Below are 21,279 nucleotides of genomic sequence, written 5' to 3' on the forward strand. Positions count from 1 at the left end.
TGTGCTGTTTGCTGGTAGAACTGTTTGTGACTAAAAGTGCATTATTGTCTGCTTTATGTGTTGTTTGTTTGTATTCTTCGCTAAGAAAAGTAAGCATATCGAATTTAAACAAGTCACCTAGATGAACTAGAATTTGTAAGATTATAATTTCCTCATTCTGTATATGTCAATTTGCTAACTTTCCGGAATGTTGACCATTTGAAATTAGAGACGGACAACTCCTTCTGCCAACCCATAACGAATACAAACCGAAACAATTCCAAACATATCTTTAAAGAACTTATCGTCCTGTACGTGCGGTCTTTACCATAATTCGGAATGTGGCAAATCAGCCGCACGACTGGTTCACACATTGATTTTTCCTGCAGATACCGCTCAATTCTCATCTTTGAGCGGATCGTAAATATTTTTTCAGCATGAGTTAAAATATCTGTTTGTTCAATCAAGTTGCTGCTAACAGTTTATTCTCTAAAAGAATAATATTCAACAAACTATTTGGAGTTAATAAAAAAAATTATAAACTTGCACGCACTAATTAAAAATAATAATAAAGATTGATTTAATGGAACTTTTTTTAAAAGACATAAGGAATGTAAACAATGCAAACAGGCACTATGCTCAAAAGCGTAAAATAATTTCATTGTTGAATAAAGCTGAAAATCCACTCACAATTCCTGGTATTTGTAAAAAGGTAAAATTAAGTATTCCTACCGGAACAAAGTTGATAAACGAATTAATAGAGACTCAGATCATTGTTGAGGTAGGTAAAATGGAAACCGAGAATGGCCGGCGTCCCTCAGTTTATAAGGTGGATCCAGATTATGCATATTGCATTGGTGTTGTCATTTTACTAAAAGGGATTTCATTTTCAATTTTCAATTTAGAAATGAATGAGGTTTACAAATTTGATAATAATGATTTTATTCTGGAAAACACTTCTAAATGTTTAGCCGATGTTATTGCTTTTATAGGAAATTCAATTAGCGATTCGAAGATCGATTTGAATAAAATATTGGGGGTTGGTATTGGTATTACCGGCCGAATAAATTCACAAACTGGAAATTCGTACAACTATTTTAATTTTCTGGAAAGTTCGCTCACGAGTCATCTTTCTGAGCAACTTTCGGTTCCGGTATATATTGATAACGATACTCATGTATTAGGAATAGCAGAACAGTTTTTCGGAGAGGCTAAAAATGTAAAAAATGCTTTTGTTGTTAATTTGAGTCGGGGGTTGGGTTTGTCTATAATTGCCAATGGAGAAATTGTGATCGGAGAGCAGGGGTTTGCAGGCGAGTTTGGTCATATTCAGTTTGCAGAATCAGATAAACTGTGTTTATGCGGTAAGCGGGGTTGTTTAGGTACCGAAGTTTCCGGTTATGCACTTGAGCAGAATTTTAAGGAGCAAGTACAATCAGGAGAAATATCTTTGCTTTTGAACAGTAAAGACATTTCAGAAATTCAATACGGTGATATCTTAAAAGCCGCATGGGAAGGGGATGCGCTTTCTATTTCGCTGATTCATAAGATGGGTTTCCTTATTGGGAAAGCACTCGGGAATATGGTGAATTTTTTAAATCCAGGCATAATTATAATTGGAGGAAAGTTTGTATCGGCAAAAGAAGTATTGATTGACTCGATAAAATCGGGCATGACACATACGGCCTTGTCTCTTCCTTTGCGATCATGTGAGTTAATATTTTCATCGATTGGTACTGATGCTGCAATTAAAGGAGCAGGTGCTATTGTTTTGTGCAAACTGCAGTTAATTTAAATAAGTTTTAAATATAAATAATTACTAACCAAACTATTAATAACCCAAATAAAACCTCAACTATGAAAGAATAATCTGAAAAAGAAAAAAAGAAAGCCTGCCACAAGGCTTAAAGCACATGGACAGGCCGAAGTAATAGTTCTACAAAACAAATTTACTTCATTTATTGATAATAATCTATTATCTGGATTTAATTCTTCATTTCAGAAGTATTGAATCTCGTACTCAAGCAAAGCAGTTTTTATTGTATCCTACAATCTGACGTGATGTATCTGTCAGTTTTTCAAGACTCTATGATTTGTCTGGAAGTAGAAGTGCTGTGCGAATTTTAAAAATAGTTTTACGTGTAAATCTTTTGTAACAATACTATAATGCTAATCTTTATGATGAAAAGACGAATTAGCTCATTGGGTTGCGTTCTGGCTGTATTCTTTATTTTAGGAAGCCAGATCGTATCAGCACAAGTGAATGTTAAAGGTAACGTGTCGGATGAAAATGGAGAGCCACTGGTTGGTGCTACTGTTTTTATAAAAGGAACAGTTTCGGGCACTGTTACTGATTTAGATGGAAATTTTGCAATCGGAATTCCAGGTAATTCTGAAAAATTGGTATTCTCTTTTATCGGTTATGAAACTAAAGAAGAACTGATTGGAGCAAGAAATTTTATAAGTGTTATTCTTCAGCAGAAGAAGCAGGGACTTGATGAAATTGTTGTTGTGGGGTATGGAACTCAGAAACGACAATACGTAACAGGAGCTGTTTCTCAGATCTCTGGAAAGGATCTTCTGAAAGCCCCGGTAGGGAATATTACGAATATGTTGGGAGGTATGGTTTCCGGTGTTGTTTCCCTGCAGCAATCGGGACAGCCGGGAGCCGATGGTGCCAGTATTATTGTTCGGGGAACCGGAGCCAAGTATATTGTTGACGGAATTGCCCGTAGTATATCTGAAATTGATCCTAACGAAATTGCATCAATATCAGTTCTTAAAGATGCCTCTTCTGCCTCTGTGTATGGTTTGGATGCTAACTCTGTTGTTATTGTAACAACAAAAAGAGGTGTTGTTTCTCCTTCTAAAATTACATTCACAGGAGGTTTTGGTGTGAGTGATAATGCTCTAATGATGGATATGCTGGATGGTCCGGAATATGCCTATTGGTACAATAAAGCCCGTGAAATGGATGGTGATGTTCCGGTTTTTTCTTCTTTGCATGTTGAAAAGATGCAGAATGGAGACGATTCAGATGGTTGGGGAAATACTAATTGGTACAAAGAAACTTTTGGAGTTGGAAAGACTAAGAATTTTAATGTGAATGCAACAGGGGGTACAGAGAATATTAAATACTTTGTGTCACTTGGGAATTATAATCAGGAAGGTAATGTTAAAGGCTTTGATTACGACAGGATCAACTTACGTTCAAACATTGATGCTGTAATTTCCAACAACTTAAACTTGACTTTTGATATTTCCGGAAGGATTGAAGACAGGAAGCGTCCTGGTTATTCTGCTTCGCCAGGTGATTGGAATAACATACCTCAACAAGCAATGAGGGCACTCCCTTATGTGCCTAAGGAAATGAATGGGGTACCGGTGTCAACCCGAACTGCAAGTTCGTATGTGAGTCCACTTGCCGCTTCCGATTTAACGGGTTATTACAAGGTGAAAACAAATGTGATTCAGACGAATGCAGCATTGAACTATAAAGTGCCATTTGTGAAAGGTTTAAGCCTTAAATTCATGACAGCCTATGATATTTCCTATCAGACATCAAAGGCATTTTCCACTCCTTACTATACTAATGTAGCTACGGCTCCAACTTCTGCAACTGAAGATATAAGTTATGTAAATACTTATGATGCAAGAGGAACGAACACAAGTTTGGTTGAGGGCATGTCACATTCTACCAATTTGACAACAAATACAAGTATAAAATATGAAAATGAATTTGGTTTGCACAATGTCTCTTTTTTGGCTCTGATGGAAACCATAAAGAAAGAGGGTAATAATTTTGGGGCATATGGCTATGGATTTGATATTTTGGAATTGGATGAATTAAATTATGCCAGTCTTGCTGATAAAACAAAAGTATCAGGCGGCAGCTATGAACAACGTCAGGCAGGTTTTTTAGGACGTGTAACTTATGGGTATGCAAATAAATATCTCGCCGAGATGTCATTACGTTACGATGGTAGTTATGTGTTTGGCGGAATGACTAAAGGCAAACGATGGAGTCCTTTTCCTGCAGCTTCGTTAGGATGGAGAGTATCCGAAGAGGATTGGTTTAAGAATAATTTCACTAAAGTTGACAATCTGAAACTAAGAGGAAGTGTTGGATTGACAGGAACAACTGAAATTGCTCCTTATTATTATTTGAACACCTTATCATTGATCGAAGATGTAGTTGTTTTAGGAGGTTTATCCAATAATGGATTGATAACCTCACGCCCGGCAAATATCAATCTGACCTGGGCAAAAGCACTGCAGTATGACTTCGGTTTTGATGTAGGTCTGTGGAATGGCAAACTAGGTGTTGAATTTGATGTTTTCTATAAATACATTTTTGATATGTTGAGCGTTTCTGATGCGACCTACCCAGATTCTTACGGAGGGTATGTGTATGGATATGAAAACAATAACAAGCAGGATCATAAGGGATTCGAAATAGCCTTGACGCATCGCAATAAAATTGGTGATTTTAGATACAATATAGGAGTTAACGTAACATATACTAAACGCAGATGGTTGAAATATGGTGATTCTGCAAACACTCCTGATTGGCTGAAAATGACTGGAAAAGAAGTGGGTGCTCAGATTGGTTTTATTGCAGAAGGATTATTTCAAAGTCAGGAAGAAATTGATAATTCTCCTCTAATTGTAGGTAAGGATGTTCGAGTGGGAGATATTAAATATAGAGACAGAAATGGTGACGGGAAAATTTCTTACGAACAGGATCGTGGATATATTGGAAAGTCTTCATATCCAAAATTTATGGGAGGATTTACATTTAATGGAAATTGGAAAGGTATTGATGTGGCGATTTTGATGCAGGGTGCAGTTGGCAGAGATGTTGCCTTAACAGGAGTTTACAGCAATGGAGTAATGGATAATACATCTATGACTAAGCCATTTTACCATGGTGGAAACTCACCAAAATACCTTCTTGAGAATTCATGGAGAGAAGATAATACAAATGCAGAATTCCCACGTTTGGCTTTGGTAACAGCCAGTTCAAACAATGCTTTTTCATCTAGTTTTTGGTATCGTAATGGTGACTACCTGCGTCTGAAGAGCTTGCAAATTGGATATACTATGCCAAAGCAATGGGTTAGTTCAATAGGGATAGATAATTTAAGAATATATGCCGAAGGTAAAAATTTGTTAACCTTTAGTCATCTGGCAAAATACAATATTGATCCGGAACAACCAGGTGTTTCAAATGGCTACTATCCACAGCAAAGGATTATTTCAATGGGTGTAAACTTGACATTTTAAATGAATAAACATTTCTTATTATGAAGAATAAAATATTTAGAATAGCCATTTTACTTGCTGCCTTTAGTATGTATGGTTGCGATGAATTGCTTGATACCACACCTACTGATCGAATTTCGGATAAGGTGGTATGGGAAAATGAAACTAATGTTACTTTGTATTCCAATGTTTTCTACGCTTATATTGATAGATATGGTAGTTTTGGAAATTCGCAGTTCAATGGCAATTTAACCGAAGGCCTGACAGAAACGTTAAAATATGGCTCCTATGTACCAGGCAGCAAGGCCGGTGATTCAAATAATTATGTATTTACGCCGGAATCCATGTCACCTACAGGTAATTTACTTAGTACTTGGGGGGAGACTTATGAGAGAATTCGACGCATAAATGAATTTTTAGTTGGGTTGAAAGAGTACTCACAATTGACTGAAGAAAAGAATTTATTGTTTGAAGGACAGGCAAGATTCTTCCGTGCATTTCTATACTTTCAGTTGGCCAAACGTCATGGCGGCGTAATTCTCTACACTGATATGAACCTGCAAAAAGACAAAGCCCGCTCATCGGCTGAAGAAACCTGGAATTTAATCGAAGAAGATCTTGATTTTGCCGCATCAGCTTTACCTTCAGAATGGGATGATGCTAACAAAGGCCGTCTGACAAAAGGTGCTGCTTATGCTTTTAAATCAAGAGCGATGTTGTATGCCGAACGGTGGCAATCAGCAAAAGATGCTGCAGATGCGGTTTTTGAATTAAATAAATATGCCTTAACTGGTAATTGCAGCGATTCATGGTTGGGCGGAAACACTGAGTCAATTCTTGAAACAAACTATTTAGTGACAGGTCCAAATCATAGTTTCGATAAAGATTATGCAACTTTTGGTGAAATTGAAAACCAAGGGGGAAGTGGAACACCTACTCAGGAAATGGTTGAATCATACGAAAAGAAGGATGGAACTAAGGTGGATTGGAGTGCATGGCATTTAAATGGAGGTACAACTGTGACACCCCCGTATCAAGATTTAGATCCTCGGTTTGCTGCTTCTATTATTTTCAATGGCTCGGATTGGATGGGGCAAACCATGGAGAATTGTGTGGATGGAATACATGGAAAATACATGGGGTATCGTGATGACACCTATGCAAAGGGAAGAACAACCACCGGGTATTATCTGCGAAAATTAAGAGATGAAGATCATACTGATTTGGTAACTTATCGGAGTACTCAAACTTGGGTTGAAATTCGTTTGGCTGAGGTCTATTTAAACAGGGCTGAAGCAAATTACCGTTTAACTAAAAGTGGAGATGCGATACTGGATTTAAATGCAGTACGCCAACGTGTTGGGTTACCAGCTAAAGTTGGTCTAGCCGGTGATGATCTTTTTGATGCTATTCGTCAGGAAAGAAAGATTGAATTGTCATACGAAGGGCATTTGTATTGGGATATGAGAAGATGGAAACTTGCACACATTGAATATAATAATTATCGTACTCATGGGATGAAAATATCGAAAGATCCTGCAGGATATTTATATGAATATGTGGATTGTGATTTACAGGATCGAAAGTTTTTGGAGAAAACTTATGTTTTACCTATCCCTTATAGTGAACTGTCAAACAATTCTGCCATTGAGCAATATGATGAATGGAAATAAAAAAAAATGATTATGAAAAAAAATAAATTAATAGCAATCGTTTTGATCTTTTTCAGTTTTCTTAATGGTTGCCATGATCCGGAAGAGTTAATTCCACCCATATCAAGAGAAGGAATTAATAGTATTACAGCAACATTTGCCGATGGAACAGGATCATTTGTTGGTTATATAGAGGAAAATAGTAATGTGATCACGATTCCGATTCCATACTTCTATCCTTTAAGCAGTAATAATCAGATTGTTGAATCTAAGTTGAAGGATATGCGTTTAACTGCAAATCTGGATGACAACGTAGTGATTAGTCCTTCTCTTTTGAATTTGGATTTAACGCAAGAGAACGTAATCACAGTTACCGATCAGGTTAAAATGCGGAAGGAGTATATTGTAAAAGGAGAAATCCGAAAAAGTTCGGAGTGTTTGTTAGAAGCATTCAAATTACCATCCTTAGGTCTGGATGGGGTAATTAACGAAGAGACCAAAACAATTTCTCTTGTTGCACTTGGCAATCTAAACCCTGCTGTAGCTGAAATAACCATGTCTTATCATGCAAGTATTTCACCCGACCCTACAGCCGAAGCCTTGGACTATAATAATGATTTGGAACTTACAGTAACTGCTCATGATGGACTAACAAAGAATGTTTACACCATTAAGAAAGAGGTTCCTGAAAAATTATTGTATGGGATTCGTTCGGGAAGTGCTAAGCTGATGTTTGAGAAACAATTGAAAGCGGATTGTGGAATTATGGTTGACAACCTTACCGGAGGTATGGCGGTTACAAATGATTATGTGATTCTAAACACCCGAAATGAAAATAGTGTTTACCTGGACGCAAAAACAGGAGAAAAATTGGGGGAAATTGACTTGGGATCTTTGAAAGGTTCACTTACCAATTTCTACAATACTTCCGATACTGATGGAAATGTGCTGATTTGTAACTTAGCTCCAAATGCTGGTTCTTTTAAGGTTTGGAAACTTGCTTCAGTAACTTCAACTCCTGAATTATTGATTGAGTGGGACGGTGGTTTGGCCATTGGCCGGAAACTTTCTATTAATGGAAGTATTAATGGGGATGCGATCATTACAGCTCCCATATTAGCTGCCGGCCAAAAAATAGTACGTTGGACCGTTGTTAATGGTGTTTTAACATCACAAACTCCTGAGATTGTTACTATGAGTGGTTTAACAAAGGGGTGGACTACGAATGCTGACGTTGTTTCTTCATCCAATACAGATGTAAATAGTGACTATTTTGTTGCATCCTATTCGGATAATACGTTTGCCTGGGTGAACGGTACTACAAATGTGGTACGTAAAAAATTGGATGCTATTAGTTCCAATTATATCCCGAATGCTGTCGATTATTTGGAGTTCAATAATGCAAAATATGTAACGTTAAACTGGGTGAATAGTTTTACCTGGGGATCAGCTGATGCCATTTGGTTATTGGATGTTAGCAGCGATATGAACTTTGAAGGCAATATCGACTTAAAAACATGTAATGCAGTTGTTTGGGAATCTCCCCGAAATATATACGGTGGAAAATCTGTGTCTCCGGCAGTAGCAAATGGAAATGGAACTGGTGATGTGGCTCTTAGAGTTTCAGAAGATGGCTATTTCCTTTACCTATACTTTATGTTTACAAATGGTTATGTAGTCGGTTATCAATTCGATTGTATAGACCTTTAAGATCGTTAAACATTACAATATTGGTGCCTCGGAATAATGAGGCGCCAATATTTAATCCAATGATAAACAATCAAGCGAATTTACTTTGCTATGTATAAACAGGTTTGAATAAAGTTATCAGACAAGAGAGTCTGTATGAGCAATTTAAAATTTAATAATATTCTGATGAAAAATCGAATCAATCAGTTTTTATATCTCTTATTAATTGGATTGTCACTTACTTCCATTTTAACTTCATGCGGCGGGAAAAGTGATGATGACTATAAATGGGAATGGGATGATGATGAAAAACCTGTAAATTCTGAGAAACCAAGATTTATCTGGATTGATGCAGCTGCAAATTTTCCGGATTTTGCGAATAGCAAGGATAATATTCTTCGTGATTTAAAGTTGGCTAAAGAGGCTGGTTTTACAGATGTTGTTGTAGATGTCAGACCTACCAATGGTGATGTGTTGTTTCGAGCGGAAGCAGGAACACAAGTAAAATGGCTTGGTGCATGGCTGCCCTCAGGATATACTAAAATTGATCGTACTGAGAATTGGGATTATCTGCAGGCTTTTATTGATGCAGGTCATGAACTCGGACTAAAAGTACATGCTGGATTTAATACTTTTACGGGTGGAAATACAAGCAGTTTAGGTTCCGAAGGTCTCTTGTTTCGTGATCAGGAAAAACGTACCTGGGCAACTGAATTGTTGACCACTTCGGGTATCGTAAATACGCTGGATCAAAGTGTTTCAGGGGCAAAGTTTTTTAATCCTGTAAATACTGATGTTCAAAATTACGTTTTAAACTTACTGGAAGCATTAGCCTCATATTCGGATTTGGATGGCATTTTTTTGGACAGGGGGCGTTTTGATGATCTTGATAGTGACTTCTCTTTGTATACGAAAAAGAAATTCGAAGAATATCTGGGATACTCTATTTCCAATTTTCCTAAAGATATAATGACTGCAGGAACGAAGGCAGGTACACTCCCTTCTCCTATGCCTGTTTATTTTAAACAATGGCTTGAGTTTCGTGTGAAAACCATCCACGACTTCATGGAAAAAGCTCGAAATCGGGTGAAGGCAATAAATAAAGACATTCAGTTTGGAGTGTATGTAGGAGGTTGGTATTCTACTTACTATGGAGTTGGAGTAAATTGGGCAAGCCCCGAATACAATACTGCTTCGGCATATCCTGCATGGGCTGCAACCAATTATAAAAACTACGGTTATGCCGATCATATGGACATTATGCTGATCGGTGCTTACGCTTCACCAACCAGTGTATATGGAACCAACGAATGGACTATTCAGGGATTTTGCTCCAAGGCAATGGATAAAATTAAAGGAGATGCAATCGTAATTGGCGGACCGGATATTGGAAATGGAGCATGGGCTAATAGTAGTGATGCAGTAATAAACCAGGCAATAACTCAATCGGTTGATGCAGCGATGAATGCCTGCGACGGTTATTTCCTTTTCGACATGATTCATCTGAAGAAAAAGAATCAATGGCAATATGTGAAAGCCGGAATTGACAATGCGCTGGGTGAAAAATAAATACGAAATATTTGATTTAGATTAAATGATATAAAAATGAAAAACACAATTATATACTATTTACTTCTTGCGTTTGGATTATTTACCGGATGCAGTCAACAGAAAGAAAAATCGGCAATAGATTTAAAAAAGAAATTGATGTGGTTCGATGCTGAGGCAAATTTTGAGCGTTTTAGCTATCCTGATTCCATCGATTTTTATTTGGAGAAAATTAAAAACATTGGCTTCACCGATGCGGTAGTCGATATGCGCCCGATTACGGGTGAGGTACTTTATAAGAGTGAATTTGCTCCACAGATGACAGAATGGGAAGGTTTTGAAAGGCCTGACTTTGATTACCTGGAGCACTTTATTACCAAAGCTCACGAGCTTGGATTAAAGGTACATGCTTCCTTGAATACTTTTGTTGGAGGACATAATTACTTCGACCGCGGACAAATTTATACCACCAATCCAGAATGGGCAAGCATGCTGTATACGCCCGATCAGGGAATTGTATCGGTCATGACTTTGAAGAAAAAATATTCAGCCATGATTAATCCGATTAATCCAGATTTTCAGGCACACATGCTGAATGTATTGAAGGAAGTAACAAGTAAATATCCTGAATTGGATGGTTTTATGCTTGACAGAGTACGTTACGATGGAATTATGGGGGACTTTTCAGATTTGTCTAAAACTAAATTTGAGGAATACCTTGGTGAAAAAATAGAGAAGTTTCCGACTGATATTTACGAATGGAAAACCGATGCTGGTGGAAAAAATAATTATGTACGTGGCAAGCATTTTCTCAAATGGATTGAATGGCGTACAAAGAATATCTATGATTTTATGGCTTTGGCACGCCAAACAGTGAAGGAAATTAATCCTAACATTTCATTTGGAACTTACACAGGAGCATGGTATCCTTCCTATTTCGAAGTAGGTGTTAACTGGGCCAGTAAGCAATACGACCCATCAAAAGATTTTGATTGGGCAACTCCGGAGTATAAAAACTTTGGTTATGCTGAGTTAATTGATATGTATGCTACTGGTAATTACTACACCAATATCACGATGAACGAATATCGGAAAAATAACAACATTGTAATGAATGAGACCGATAGCAAAGGAGCCAGAGGAACTTGGTACTGTGTGGAAGGTTCGTGTGAAAAAATTAAAGGAATTATGAATGGTCATCCATTTTTGGGCGGAGTTTTAGTTGATCAGTTTTATGAGAATCGTCCACAACTGTCGCGCAGCATAGCCATGAACTTACAGGTATCCGATGGTTTGATGGTGTTTGATATCGTTCACATTATTCGCAAAGATTTATGGAAAGAAGTTGAAGATGGTTTCCGTATGGCACAGGATGAGAACGCTTTCAATAACGAAAATATAGAATAGACAATTTTCTTTCTGTCATTCTGAGCATAGCGGGAATCCAATATCAGGGCTTTTGGGAACCGATTTACTGCATTGTTCAGAATGGCAATATTGAAGGTTACTTAATTTTTTATAGTGGACAAAAAAAATCAAGAAATGATAAAACGAAAAATTGGAATACTGCTTTTCTTTCTTTGCTTATCGCTTGTCTCTTTTTCTGGAAGTAAGAGTGCGGAAACAGTTGTTGTGAAAGGAAAAGTAAGCTGTTTAGGAATAGGAGTAGAAGGTGTTGCAGTTACAGATGGAGAGACAGTTTGTTTAACGAATAAAAATGGTTTATACTCCATTCCGGTAAATTCGACATCTCGTTTTGTATATATATCATCTCCTGCAGGATACAGTGTTCCGGTGGTTCAGTCAGTTCCTCAGTTTCATCATCGTATTTCAGCAGGCAAAAAAACATGTAAAATTGATTTCAAGTTGGAAAAAATCAAAGGAGATGACACAAAGCACGGATTTGTTGCGTGGGCGGACCCACAGGTGAAAAGTAAGGAAGAAATGTCTCTTTTACATGAGGTAGTTGATGATATGTCTGGTTTGCTGAAAAAATACCCAAATGTACCATTTCATGCTTTGGGATGCGGCGATATCACAGGCGATAATCACGCTTTATATGATACAATTAAAAGTATAATGACATCTACAGGAGTCCCATTCTATCAATCTATTGGAAATCATGATTTGAATTACAATGATCGTTCAAATAAATTGTCAGAAAGTAATTATGAAGATGAATTTGGCCCCGCTTACTATTCTTTTAATCGGGGAGCAATTCATTATGTCGTATTGAATAATGTATTTTACATAGGACGAGATTACTTTTACATTGGATATTTGCCTGAAAAACAATTGAATTGGTTGGAGAAAGATCTTTCGTACATAAAGGAAGGCCAAACAATTGTTGTTGTAATGCATATCCCATCCTCCTTGGATGACAAGGATATAAAAGAGTTTTCTTATTCCAATATTTCCAAATCATTAGCGAATAAAAAAGCTTTGTATAAAATACTGGCACCATATCAGACTCATATTATTACCGGTCATATGCATGTGAACAGTAATTTGATTATTGCGCCAAATATTTTCGAACACAACGTTTCATCGGTTTGTGGAGCTTGGTGGCAAGGACCTTATGCTGAAGACGGAACACCTAAGGGGTACACTGTCTTTGAAGCGAATGGCAATGACCTGAAATGGTATTTTAAAAGTTTTGGAAAAGAGAAAGCTTATCAATTTAGAATGTACCCGTTGGGGAGTAATTCAGAACAGGTTGAATACATTACAGCAAACGTATGGAACTGGGATCCGGAATGGAAAGTTAACTGGTATGAGGATGGGAAGTTAATGGGTGAGATGGAAGGATATTATGGTGCTGATCCGGAAACCACAAAAGCTTATGCCGACAAAGAGAAGTTGGAATACAAATGGATTCAGGCCAGGCCTACTATGCATATGTTTCGCGCCAAACCAAAATCGTCTTTATCAGAAATATGGATTGAAGTCATTGATCGGTTTGGAAATGTTTACAAATCCGAATTATAGGCTAATTCAATTAAGTCGAAAAAACTACACCAAAATTAATTTGAAATAAAATTGCAGAATGAAACTTGAATTTATTGATATCGCAATTGTTATAGGTTACATAATTTTGAGCATTGTTATTGGTTTCTGGTTATCGAAAAGAGCCAATAAAAATCTTCAGAATTATTTTTTAGGAGGAAACCAGTTGAAATGGTACTATTTGGGCCTCTCCAATGGTTCGGGCATGTTTGATATTTCGGGAACAGCGTGGACTGTCACCATTTTTTTCGTATATGGATTAAAAAGTGTTTGGATTCCTTGGCTTTGGCCGGTATGGAACCAGATTTTCATAATGATTTTCATGGCTGTTTGGTTACGGCGTTCAAAAGTTATGACCGGAGCAGAGTGGATTACTACTCGTTTTGGAAGCGATAAAGGAGGTCGGTTATCTCACATTATTGTAGTGGTTTTTGCCATTATTAGTGCAATTGGTTTTATTGCCTATTTCTTTGTAGGCATAGGAAAGTTTGCTGTAACTATTTTCCCATGGGACTTGTCACTAACTATTGGTTCTGTCCTGATTATCTCAGAATATGTGTATGCAACAATCTTACTTCTGCTAACAACTCTTTATGTGATAAAGGGGGGGATGTACAGTGTAGTAGCTACTGAGGTAATGCAATTTTTTGTGATGACACTTGCCTGTGTTGCTATTGCCTGGTTTGCCATGAATAATGTATCTGTCGAACAAATAAATGCGGCAGTGCCCAATGGATGGTTTGATATTACGCCTTCGTGGAGCACTAGCCTTGACTGGACCGGCGTTTTTGATCAAGTCAACGATAAAATTTCGGAGGATGGTTTTGGTATGTTGGGTGCCCTGGTGATGATGATGTTTTTTAAAGGGATTTTTTCAAGTTTGGCGGGACCGGTTCCCGGTTATGATATGCAGCGTATATTGTCGACACAAACACCTCGTGATGCTGCCAAAATGAGCGGATTGACATCGTTAGTATTATATCCTCCCCGTTATTTAATGGTGGCTAGTTTGGGAATACTTGGATTAGTATTTGTGGCACCCATGATGAAAGCAGGAGGGGGAGATCTTGATTTTGAGAAAATTCTCCCATATGTGATTAATAATTTGTTGCCAGTAGGACTAAAAGGAATTATTCTTGCTGGATTATTGGCAGCATTCATGTCAACTTTCTCAGCATTTGTGAATGCTGCACCTGCTTACATTGTAAACGATTTGTACAAACAATATATCAACCCGCACGCTTCCGATAAAAAATACATTCGGATTAGCTATATAGCCTCATTTGGTATTGTGATTGTAGGCATTGTTTTTGGATTATTTTCCGGATCAATTAATTCCCTTACGCTTTGGATAACTTCCTCCCTGTATGGTGGGTATGTAGTTTCCAATGTGTTGAAATGGGTTTGGTGGCGATTTAACGGCTATGGCTATTTCTGGGGAATGATCGCAGGTTTGGCTGGGTCAACCGTTAAATTTTTGTTTTTCCCGGATACTCCGGACATTTATATATTCCCGATTATTTTGATAATGGCTTCTGCAGGAAGCTTCCTTGGTTGTTATCTCTCTGCTCCGGTTGATGATAGAACTCTCATTGAATTTTATAAAAATGTACGTCCTTGGGGTTGGTGGAATCCTGTGTACGAAAAGGCTAGGAAAATTTATCCTGAAATTACTAAGAATGAGGATTTAGCCCGCGATGGAATTAATGTTTTGGTTGGCATTGTATGGCAAATGACCTTGATTACTGCTCCAGTTTATTTGGTAGTACGCCATTATCAGGGCTTAATTATTTCTCTTATTCTATTTGCAATCACTTCCACGATATTGAAATTTAACTGGCTTAATAAAATAAAGGATTATGAAAAAATATAAACGTTTCTATTTTCCAAAAATACAGCACATTAGAAGATTGTTTTTTGCAGTTGTTGTGTTTTTCGGAGCTGTTGTTTTTTCAGAGAATACAACAGCTCAGAATACCATAGCATATGATACCACTTATACATTTGCACATTACAAGATAAGACGTGCATTTTATGAAGGACTACCAAACCGGAAACATGAAATTGTTTTTTTGGGTAACAGTATTACTGAGAACGGTGATTGGAATGAGATCTTCAGAAATAAAAACATAGTAAACCGTGGGATTGGTGGGGATGTGTGTTGGGGGGTGCTCAATCGGTTGGATGAAGTTTTGTCATCGCAACCAAAATACATTTTTTTGATGATTGGAATAAATGATATTGGGCGGAGTGTACCAGTGGATATTATTGCCGGTAAAATTCAAGAGATTATTTGGAGGATTAAAGCGGAATCGCCCTTAACTAAAGTATACCTCCAGAGTGTTTTACCCATAAACGAAGAGATTATTTGGTACGATTACATGAAAAACAAATCAGATAAAATAATAGAACTCAACGAGCAACTTGTATCCATTGCAGCTAAAAGCAAGATCCGATTTATTGATTTGTATTCTCATTTTGTTGATGAAAAAGGAAATTTAAAGCAGGAATTAACTGCTGATGGAATTCATTTGAGTGCCTGTGGTTATTTGCTTTGGCGTGATATTTTCAAGGGAAAAGGAATTCGGTTCTAAATAGGATTAAGGTATTAAATATAAAAGGAAAACGGGATGAAGATTAAAGGTACTTTTTTGGATGAAATCAGTCATGATATTCCTCATCAGAATTGGGGCAGACTTGAATGGGAAAAGGATTTTGTTCACATGAAGCTTATTGGTATTAATACAGTCATTTTAATCCGCAGCGGATATCAAAAATGGCTGACCTACCCATCGAAAATACTTACGACTCAGGAGGGAGCATATTTACCATCAGTTGATCTTGTACAGTTGTTTTTGGAATTAAGTGAAAAACATGGTATGGATTTTTATTTTGGATTGTATGATTCTGGACGCTATTGGGTAAATGGTAATTTTCAGAAGGAGTTGGATCTGAATAAAGTCCTTGTTGATGAAGTTTGGAATACTTATGGGCACATGAAGGCATTTAAAGGATGGTACATTTCTCAGGAATGTAGTCGCAAAACTGATGCAATAATTAATATGTATTCAGGATTGGGCAATCATTGCAAATCGGTTTCAGGGAACCTTACGACTTTAATTTCACCCTACATTGACGGAATTAAAAATATCAGTCAGTACACTTCAGAAACCAATAGGAGCGAAGGAATAAGTCTTCAGCGTCATCAACAAGATTGGAGTGAAATTTTTGATGGAATAAAAAATGCTGTAGATATTGTTGCTTTTCAGGACGGACATGTGAGTTTCGACGAGCTGGATGAGTTTTTGACGATAAACAAGCAGATGGCTGATAGCGCTGGTATCCGCAGTTGGACGAATTCAGAGACTTTCGATCGCGATATGCCAATTAAGTTTTTGCCTATTAAATGGGAAAAATTATTAATGAAGCTAAATGCGGCTAAGCGCGCAGGCATGGAACAAGCTATAACTTTTGAATTTTCACATTTCATGAGCCCACAGTCAGCCTATTTGCAGGCAGGGCACTTATACAATCGGTACAGGGAGTATCTTGACTGTTTGAAATAGCAATCCACAGGTAGAATTATAAATTTAGGAAGAGACGTGAACGATTTTAAAAAAATAGCAGAACAATACAAAATTGAATTACTTGAGAATATTGTTCCATTTTGGCTGAATAATTCTCAAGATAAAAAATTTGGCGGGTATTTTAGTTGCCTCGATCGCGAAGGTAAAGTTTTTGATACTGATAAATTTATTTGGTTGCAGGGACGCGAAGTTTGGTTTTTTTCTATGCTCTACAATAAGTTGGAGAAAAAACAAGAGTGGCTGGATGTTGCTGTTCATGGGGCAGAATTTTTAAAAAAATATGGTCACGATGGAAATCTAAATTGGTATTTTTCGTTGAACCGAGAGGGAAAACCCTTGGTTGAGCCCTATAATATTTTTTCATACACATTTGCATGTATGGCTTTTGGTCAGTTAAGTAAAGCCACAGGAAATCAGGAGTATGCAGATATAGCACTGAAAACCTTCAACATTATTCTGTCGAAAACCAATAACCCCAAGGGACAATGGAGTAAAGTGTTTCCCGGAACAAGAAATCTGAAAAATTTTGCGTTGCCCATGATTCTTTGTAATCTGGCGCTTGAGATTGAACACTTACTGGATGCCGATTTTTTGAAAGAAACCATGGAAAGCTGTATTCATGAAGTAATGGAGGTATTTTATCGCCCGGATTTAGATTTGGTTGTTGAGAATCTAAATACAGATGGCACTCTTTCCGATACTTTTGACGGTCGTTTGTTAAATCCCGGGCATGCCATCGAGGCTATGTGGTTCATCATGGATTTGGGGGTGCGCCTAAATCGCCCCGAACTAATCACCAAAGCCAGCGATATTGCCATCCGCATGGTTGAATACGGTTGGGATAAGCAACATGGTGGCATTTTTTATTTCATTGATCGGCTGGGATACCCGACTCAACAGTTGGAGTGGGATCAAAAATTGTGGTGGGTACACATTGAAACACTGATAACAATGTTGAAAGCTTATCAACTGACTGGCTCCGAAAAAAGTTTGGAATGGTTCCGGAAAGTTCACGATTATACATGGATGCACTTTAAAGATGAAAAGCATCCAGAGTGGTTTGGATATCTAAACCGTCAGGGAGAGGTCTTACTTCCGCTTAAAGGCGGAAAATGGAAAGGTTGTTTTCATGTACCACGTGGTTTATTTCAGTGTTGGCAAAGCCTGGAAGCAATTTCGAATAAAGAATAGGAAAACAAAGAGATGATTTACATGAAAAAATATTTAATTCTGGTTGTACTGGTTTTGTTCAGTTTAGTAAATTCAGAAGCACAAACTAAAGCCGAAACACCAACTACCGACACCGATGTTTTAGTTATTGGAGGTGGTGCCAGTGGAACCATGGCGGGTATTCAGGCTGCTCGAATGGGCGTGTCTGCCATTATTGTGGAAGAAACCCTCTGGCTCGGAGGAATGCTTACTTCTGCCGGAGTTAGTGCCATTGATGGAAATTATCGCTTGCATTCTGGTTTATGGGAGGAATTTAGGCAGTCGTTGTATCAGCATTACGGAGGGGCTGAAGGTGTGAAATCCGGATGGGTAAGCAATGTATTGTTTGAACCTCAGGTAGGAGAGAAGATTCTTTCTCAGTTTGTGGATGCAGAAAATAAGCTGACTGTAGTAAGGGAAGCTCGGTTGGAAAATATAAAAAAAACAAACACGGGGTGGGAGGCGATCATTCTGAAAGATGGTATGCGATATAGAATCAATGCACGGATTGTTATTGATGGTACGGAATTGGGCGATGTTGCGAAGCAGGTGGGCATTACTTACGACATCGGCATGGATTCGAAGCACGAAACAGGAGAAGCAATTGCTCCCGAAGAATCCAACGATATAATTCAGGATCTGACATATGCAGTTACACTTAAAGATTATGGGACTTCGGTTGATGCAAGCATTCCTCGTCCTGAAGGATATGATCCAAGTCTATTTTTATGCACGTGTGCAGGCAAATGTGCTGAAGATAAGATCGGCAGGAAATTATGGGATTGCGATTTTATGATGAAATACGGAAAGCTACCCAACGGTTATTACATGATTAATTGGCCCATTTCAGGCAATGATTATTATCTGAATACCATCGAAATGGATCGCGAAGAACGCAAGGAAGCGATACAGGAAGCGAAAAATTACACTCTTAATTATCTGTATTATTTACAAACAGAATTGGGGTATAAACATCTTGGTATTGCAGATGATGTGTTCCCAACAACCGATGGATTCCCGTTGATACCGTATTACCGTGAATCTAGACGAATTAAAGGGATCGTTCAATTTACAGTGAACGATTTGGCAAAACCTTTTGAACAGGAAACCGCTTTATATCGGACAGGAATTGCAGTTGGAGACTATCCGGTTGATCATCATCATCAGGCATATCCGGAAGCAGCTTCATTGCCGGAACTGCATTTTTATCCTGTTCCTTCGTATTCTCTGCCACTGGGAACACTGATTCCTAAAGAAACGGATGATTTCATTGTGGCCGAAAAATCAATATCGGTTAGCAATATAGTAAACGGAACAACCCGTCTGCAGCCAGTTTGTATTTTGATTGGTCAGGCTTCAGGAGTCTTGGCCGCTTTGGCAGTTCAGAAAAATGTATCCCCTTCCAGAGTTAGCGTTCGGGATGTACAGAATGCATTGCTAAATGCCGGCGCCTATCTGATGCCTTATTCCGATCTGGAAAAGAATTCTTCAGCCTTTCTTCCATTGCAGCGCATTGGAACGACTGGAATATTGAAAGGCGAAGGGAAAAATATTGGTTGGGAAAATCACACCTATATTTATCCCGATAGTTTGGTAAGCAGATTGGCTCTGTCCGATGGATTGGCCGATTGGATAAATCCAGAAAAACTGAAATTGAAGGGGGAAGTTGTTTCGTATCAGGAATGTTTGACTGTTATTCAACTTCTAGGTAAGGAATACAATCAGACCTGTGGTAAAAAGAGTTTGTCCAGACTTAAAAAAGAAGCAGATTCGATATTGAAAGCAAAAAGCATGGCAACACCTCTATTGCAGGATTCTGTGAGCCGAGCTGCGTTTGCAACGCTATTGGATGAGATGTTGAATCCTTTTGAAATACGTCAAGTTGATCATTTGGGAAAGTTTATTAATTAGTAAATAAAAGATGAAGAAGATTTATTTTTTTATAACTGCAATGATGCTTTTTACGCTTGTAAGCGGACAAAACAAGTGGCAGAATATTCCGGCAACAGATCCTTTTATTCATTACATGGGGAGAGTGGAACTACAGAATGATCAGGCTAGGTATAATTGGCCGGGAGTCGTTGTTTCTGCGAAGTTTACCGGATCATCTTTGGGGATCCATATAAAAGGTGGAGCCAGCAATTATTTTAATGTATGGATTGACGACAGACCCGAGAAGGTGTTGCATGCCGTAAACGACACCACTTGGTGGTATCCTGAATGTTTAGAGAAGGGCATACATTATTTTCGACTGGTAAAGCGTACTGAAGCAGACATGGGAATGGTAAGTTTTTCCGGGATTTGTATAGGGGAAAATGAGTCGCTGTTAAAGTCGGATATATTTCAGGAGCGAAAGCTCTTGTTCATTGGAAACTCCATTACATGTGGTTACGGAGCAGAAGGAAAAGATAAATCAGAGAGTTTTAACCCCACTACCGAAAATTGCGAAAAGTCTTATGCCACCATTATTGCACGTGCTTTTTGCGCACAATACCAACTTATTTCACATTCTGGTTTGGGTATGGTTCGTAATTATGGAGACACACAAAAGTTATCTGTAAAAATAAAACCGATGCCAGCACGCCTTGATTATTTGTTTGATGGTGATTCAACGAAACATTATGATTTAAGTTTGTTTTATCCTGATGCCGTGGTAGTTAATTTAGGAACTAACGATTTCTCTACTCAGCCTTTTCCTGATGAAGCTGATTTTATAGGAGCCGGAAAACAACTTATTATAAAATTGAGAAATTGCTATCCAGGGGTGAAAATATTCTGTATTACTGGTCCGATGATTAACGAACCCTGTTATTCGTATACAAAAAAAATAGTTGAGTCGATTCGTACTGAAATGAGAACTACTGATGTGTTATTTTTAGGTATCCCGAATGATTTGCTCAATTTGGACAGCGATTTGGGTTCCGACTGGCATCCTTCCTATCGGGGACAATTAAAAACAGCAAATCATATTATTCCGCTTATGTCAACGGTATTGGATTGGAATTATATGTGGGATGAGCTCGAACGGGTTAGATAGTAATGTGAAGGGGATGAGTGGTCGAACTGAGGATATCCATCTTAACGAAGGACAAAATTTGCTAAACTTGAAATCAAAGGTCAATTTCAGATTATTTCATCATATCGCGAAATTTACACCTCGAATATATATTTTCCACTAAAACTACAAATGGGGTACAAAAATAACATATGATGAGAGGGAGGTAGGATAATATGAAGAGTAGATGGTACGAAAAAGCCCTGTTTTAACTAGTAAAATAGGGCTTCTTTAATTAGTCGTGTTTTATTTTATTGTGTGTCTATTTGTCGAACACACACTACTGGAA

Annotated in this window: 13 protein-coding genes; all 13 read left to right on the forward strand. The window is 37.8% G+C overall.

Annotation, left to right across the window (positions count from 1 at the left end):
* Nucleotides 1-562 precede the first annotated feature (562 nt).
* Complete coding sequence (locus QUH73_RS02475) at nucleotides 563-1,774, forward strand: ROK family protein (protein ID WP_289528896.1); 1,212 nt, start codon at nucleotides 563-565, stop codon at nucleotides 1,772-1,774.
* 383 nt (nucleotides 1,775-2,157) lie between these two features.
* A complete protein-coding gene (locus tag QUH73_RS02480) occupies nucleotides 2,158-5,265 on the forward strand; it encodes a SusC/RagA family TonB-linked outer membrane protein (RefSeq protein WP_289528897.1) in 3,108 nt (1,035 codons plus the stop codon).
* A 20-nt stretch (nucleotides 5,266-5,285) separates the two neighbouring features.
* Nucleotides 5,286-6,917, forward strand: a complete 1,632-nt coding sequence (locus QUH73_RS02485; protein WP_289528898.1) for a RagB/SusD family nutrient uptake outer membrane protein — start codon at nucleotides 5,286-5,288, stop codon at nucleotides 6,915-6,917.
* 12 nt (nucleotides 6,918-6,929) lie between these two features.
* The gene (locus QUH73_RS02490; protein WP_289528899.1) at nucleotides 6,930-8,606 is read left to right on the forward strand and encodes a DUF5018 domain-containing protein; all 1,677 of its coding nucleotides are present in this window, start codon (nucleotides 6,930-6,932) and stop codon (nucleotides 8,604-8,606) included.
* Nucleotides 8,607-8,771: 165 nt separating this feature from the next.
* Nucleotides 8,772-10,154, forward strand: a complete 1,383-nt coding sequence (locus QUH73_RS02495) for an alpha amylase family protein (RefSeq protein WP_289528900.1) — start codon at nucleotides 8,772-8,774, stop codon at nucleotides 10,152-10,154.
* Between the two features lie 36 nt (nucleotides 10,155-10,190).
* Nucleotides 10,191-11,540: an alpha amylase family protein gene (locus QUH73_RS02500; RefSeq protein ID WP_289528901.1), complete on the forward strand. Its 1,350-nt coding sequence runs from the start codon at nucleotides 10,191-10,193 to the stop codon at nucleotides 11,538-11,540.
* Between the two features lie 135 nt (nucleotides 11,541-11,675).
* Entirely contained in the window at nucleotides 11,676-13,121 is a 1,446-nt protein-coding gene (locus tag QUH73_RS02505; protein WP_289528902.1) for a calcineurin-like phosphoesterase family protein, read from the forward strand.
* 58 nt (nucleotides 13,122-13,179) lie between these two features.
* Nucleotides 13,180-15,012, forward strand: coding sequence for a sodium:solute symporter family protein (locus tag QUH73_RS02510; RefSeq protein WP_289528903.1), 1,833 nt, complete (start codon nucleotides 13,180-13,182; stop codon nucleotides 15,010-15,012).
* Nucleotides 14,999-15,733: a GDSL-type esterase/lipase family protein gene (locus QUH73_RS02515; protein WP_289528904.1), complete on the forward strand. Its 735-nt coding sequence runs from the start codon at nucleotides 14,999-15,001 to the stop codon at nucleotides 15,731-15,733. Before QUH73_RS02510 ends, QUH73_RS02515 begins: the two co-directional genes overlap by 14 nt.
* A 36-nt stretch (nucleotides 15,734-15,769) precedes the next feature.
* A complete protein-coding gene (locus tag QUH73_RS02520; protein WP_289528905.1) occupies nucleotides 15,770-16,705 on the forward strand; it encodes a DUF4434 domain-containing protein in 936 nt (311 codons plus the stop codon).
* A gap of 36 nt (nucleotides 16,706-16,741) precedes the next feature.
* Nucleotides 16,742-17,917 (forward strand): AGE family epimerase/isomerase, encoded by a 1,176-nt coding sequence (locus QUH73_RS02525; protein ID WP_289528906.1) that lies wholly within the window; start codon nucleotides 16,742-16,744, stop codon nucleotides 17,915-17,917.
* 21 nt (nucleotides 17,918-17,938) lie between these two features.
* Complete coding sequence (locus QUH73_RS02530) at nucleotides 17,939-19,846, forward strand: FAD-dependent oxidoreductase (protein WP_289528907.1); 1,908 nt, start codon at nucleotides 17,939-17,941, stop codon at nucleotides 19,844-19,846.
* A 10-nt stretch (nucleotides 19,847-19,856) separates the two neighbouring features.
* A complete protein-coding gene (locus QUH73_RS02535; RefSeq protein WP_289528908.1) occupies nucleotides 19,857-20,972 on the forward strand; it encodes an SGNH/GDSL hydrolase family protein in 1,116 nt (371 codons plus the stop codon).
* The last annotated feature ends 307 nt before the right edge of the window (nucleotides 20,973-21,279 follow it).

Source organism: Labilibaculum sp. K2S (genome assembly GCF_030372765.1).
In the GTDB taxonomy this organism is placed as follows: Bacteria; Bacteroidota; Bacteroidia; order Bacteroidales; family Marinifilaceae; genus Labilibaculum.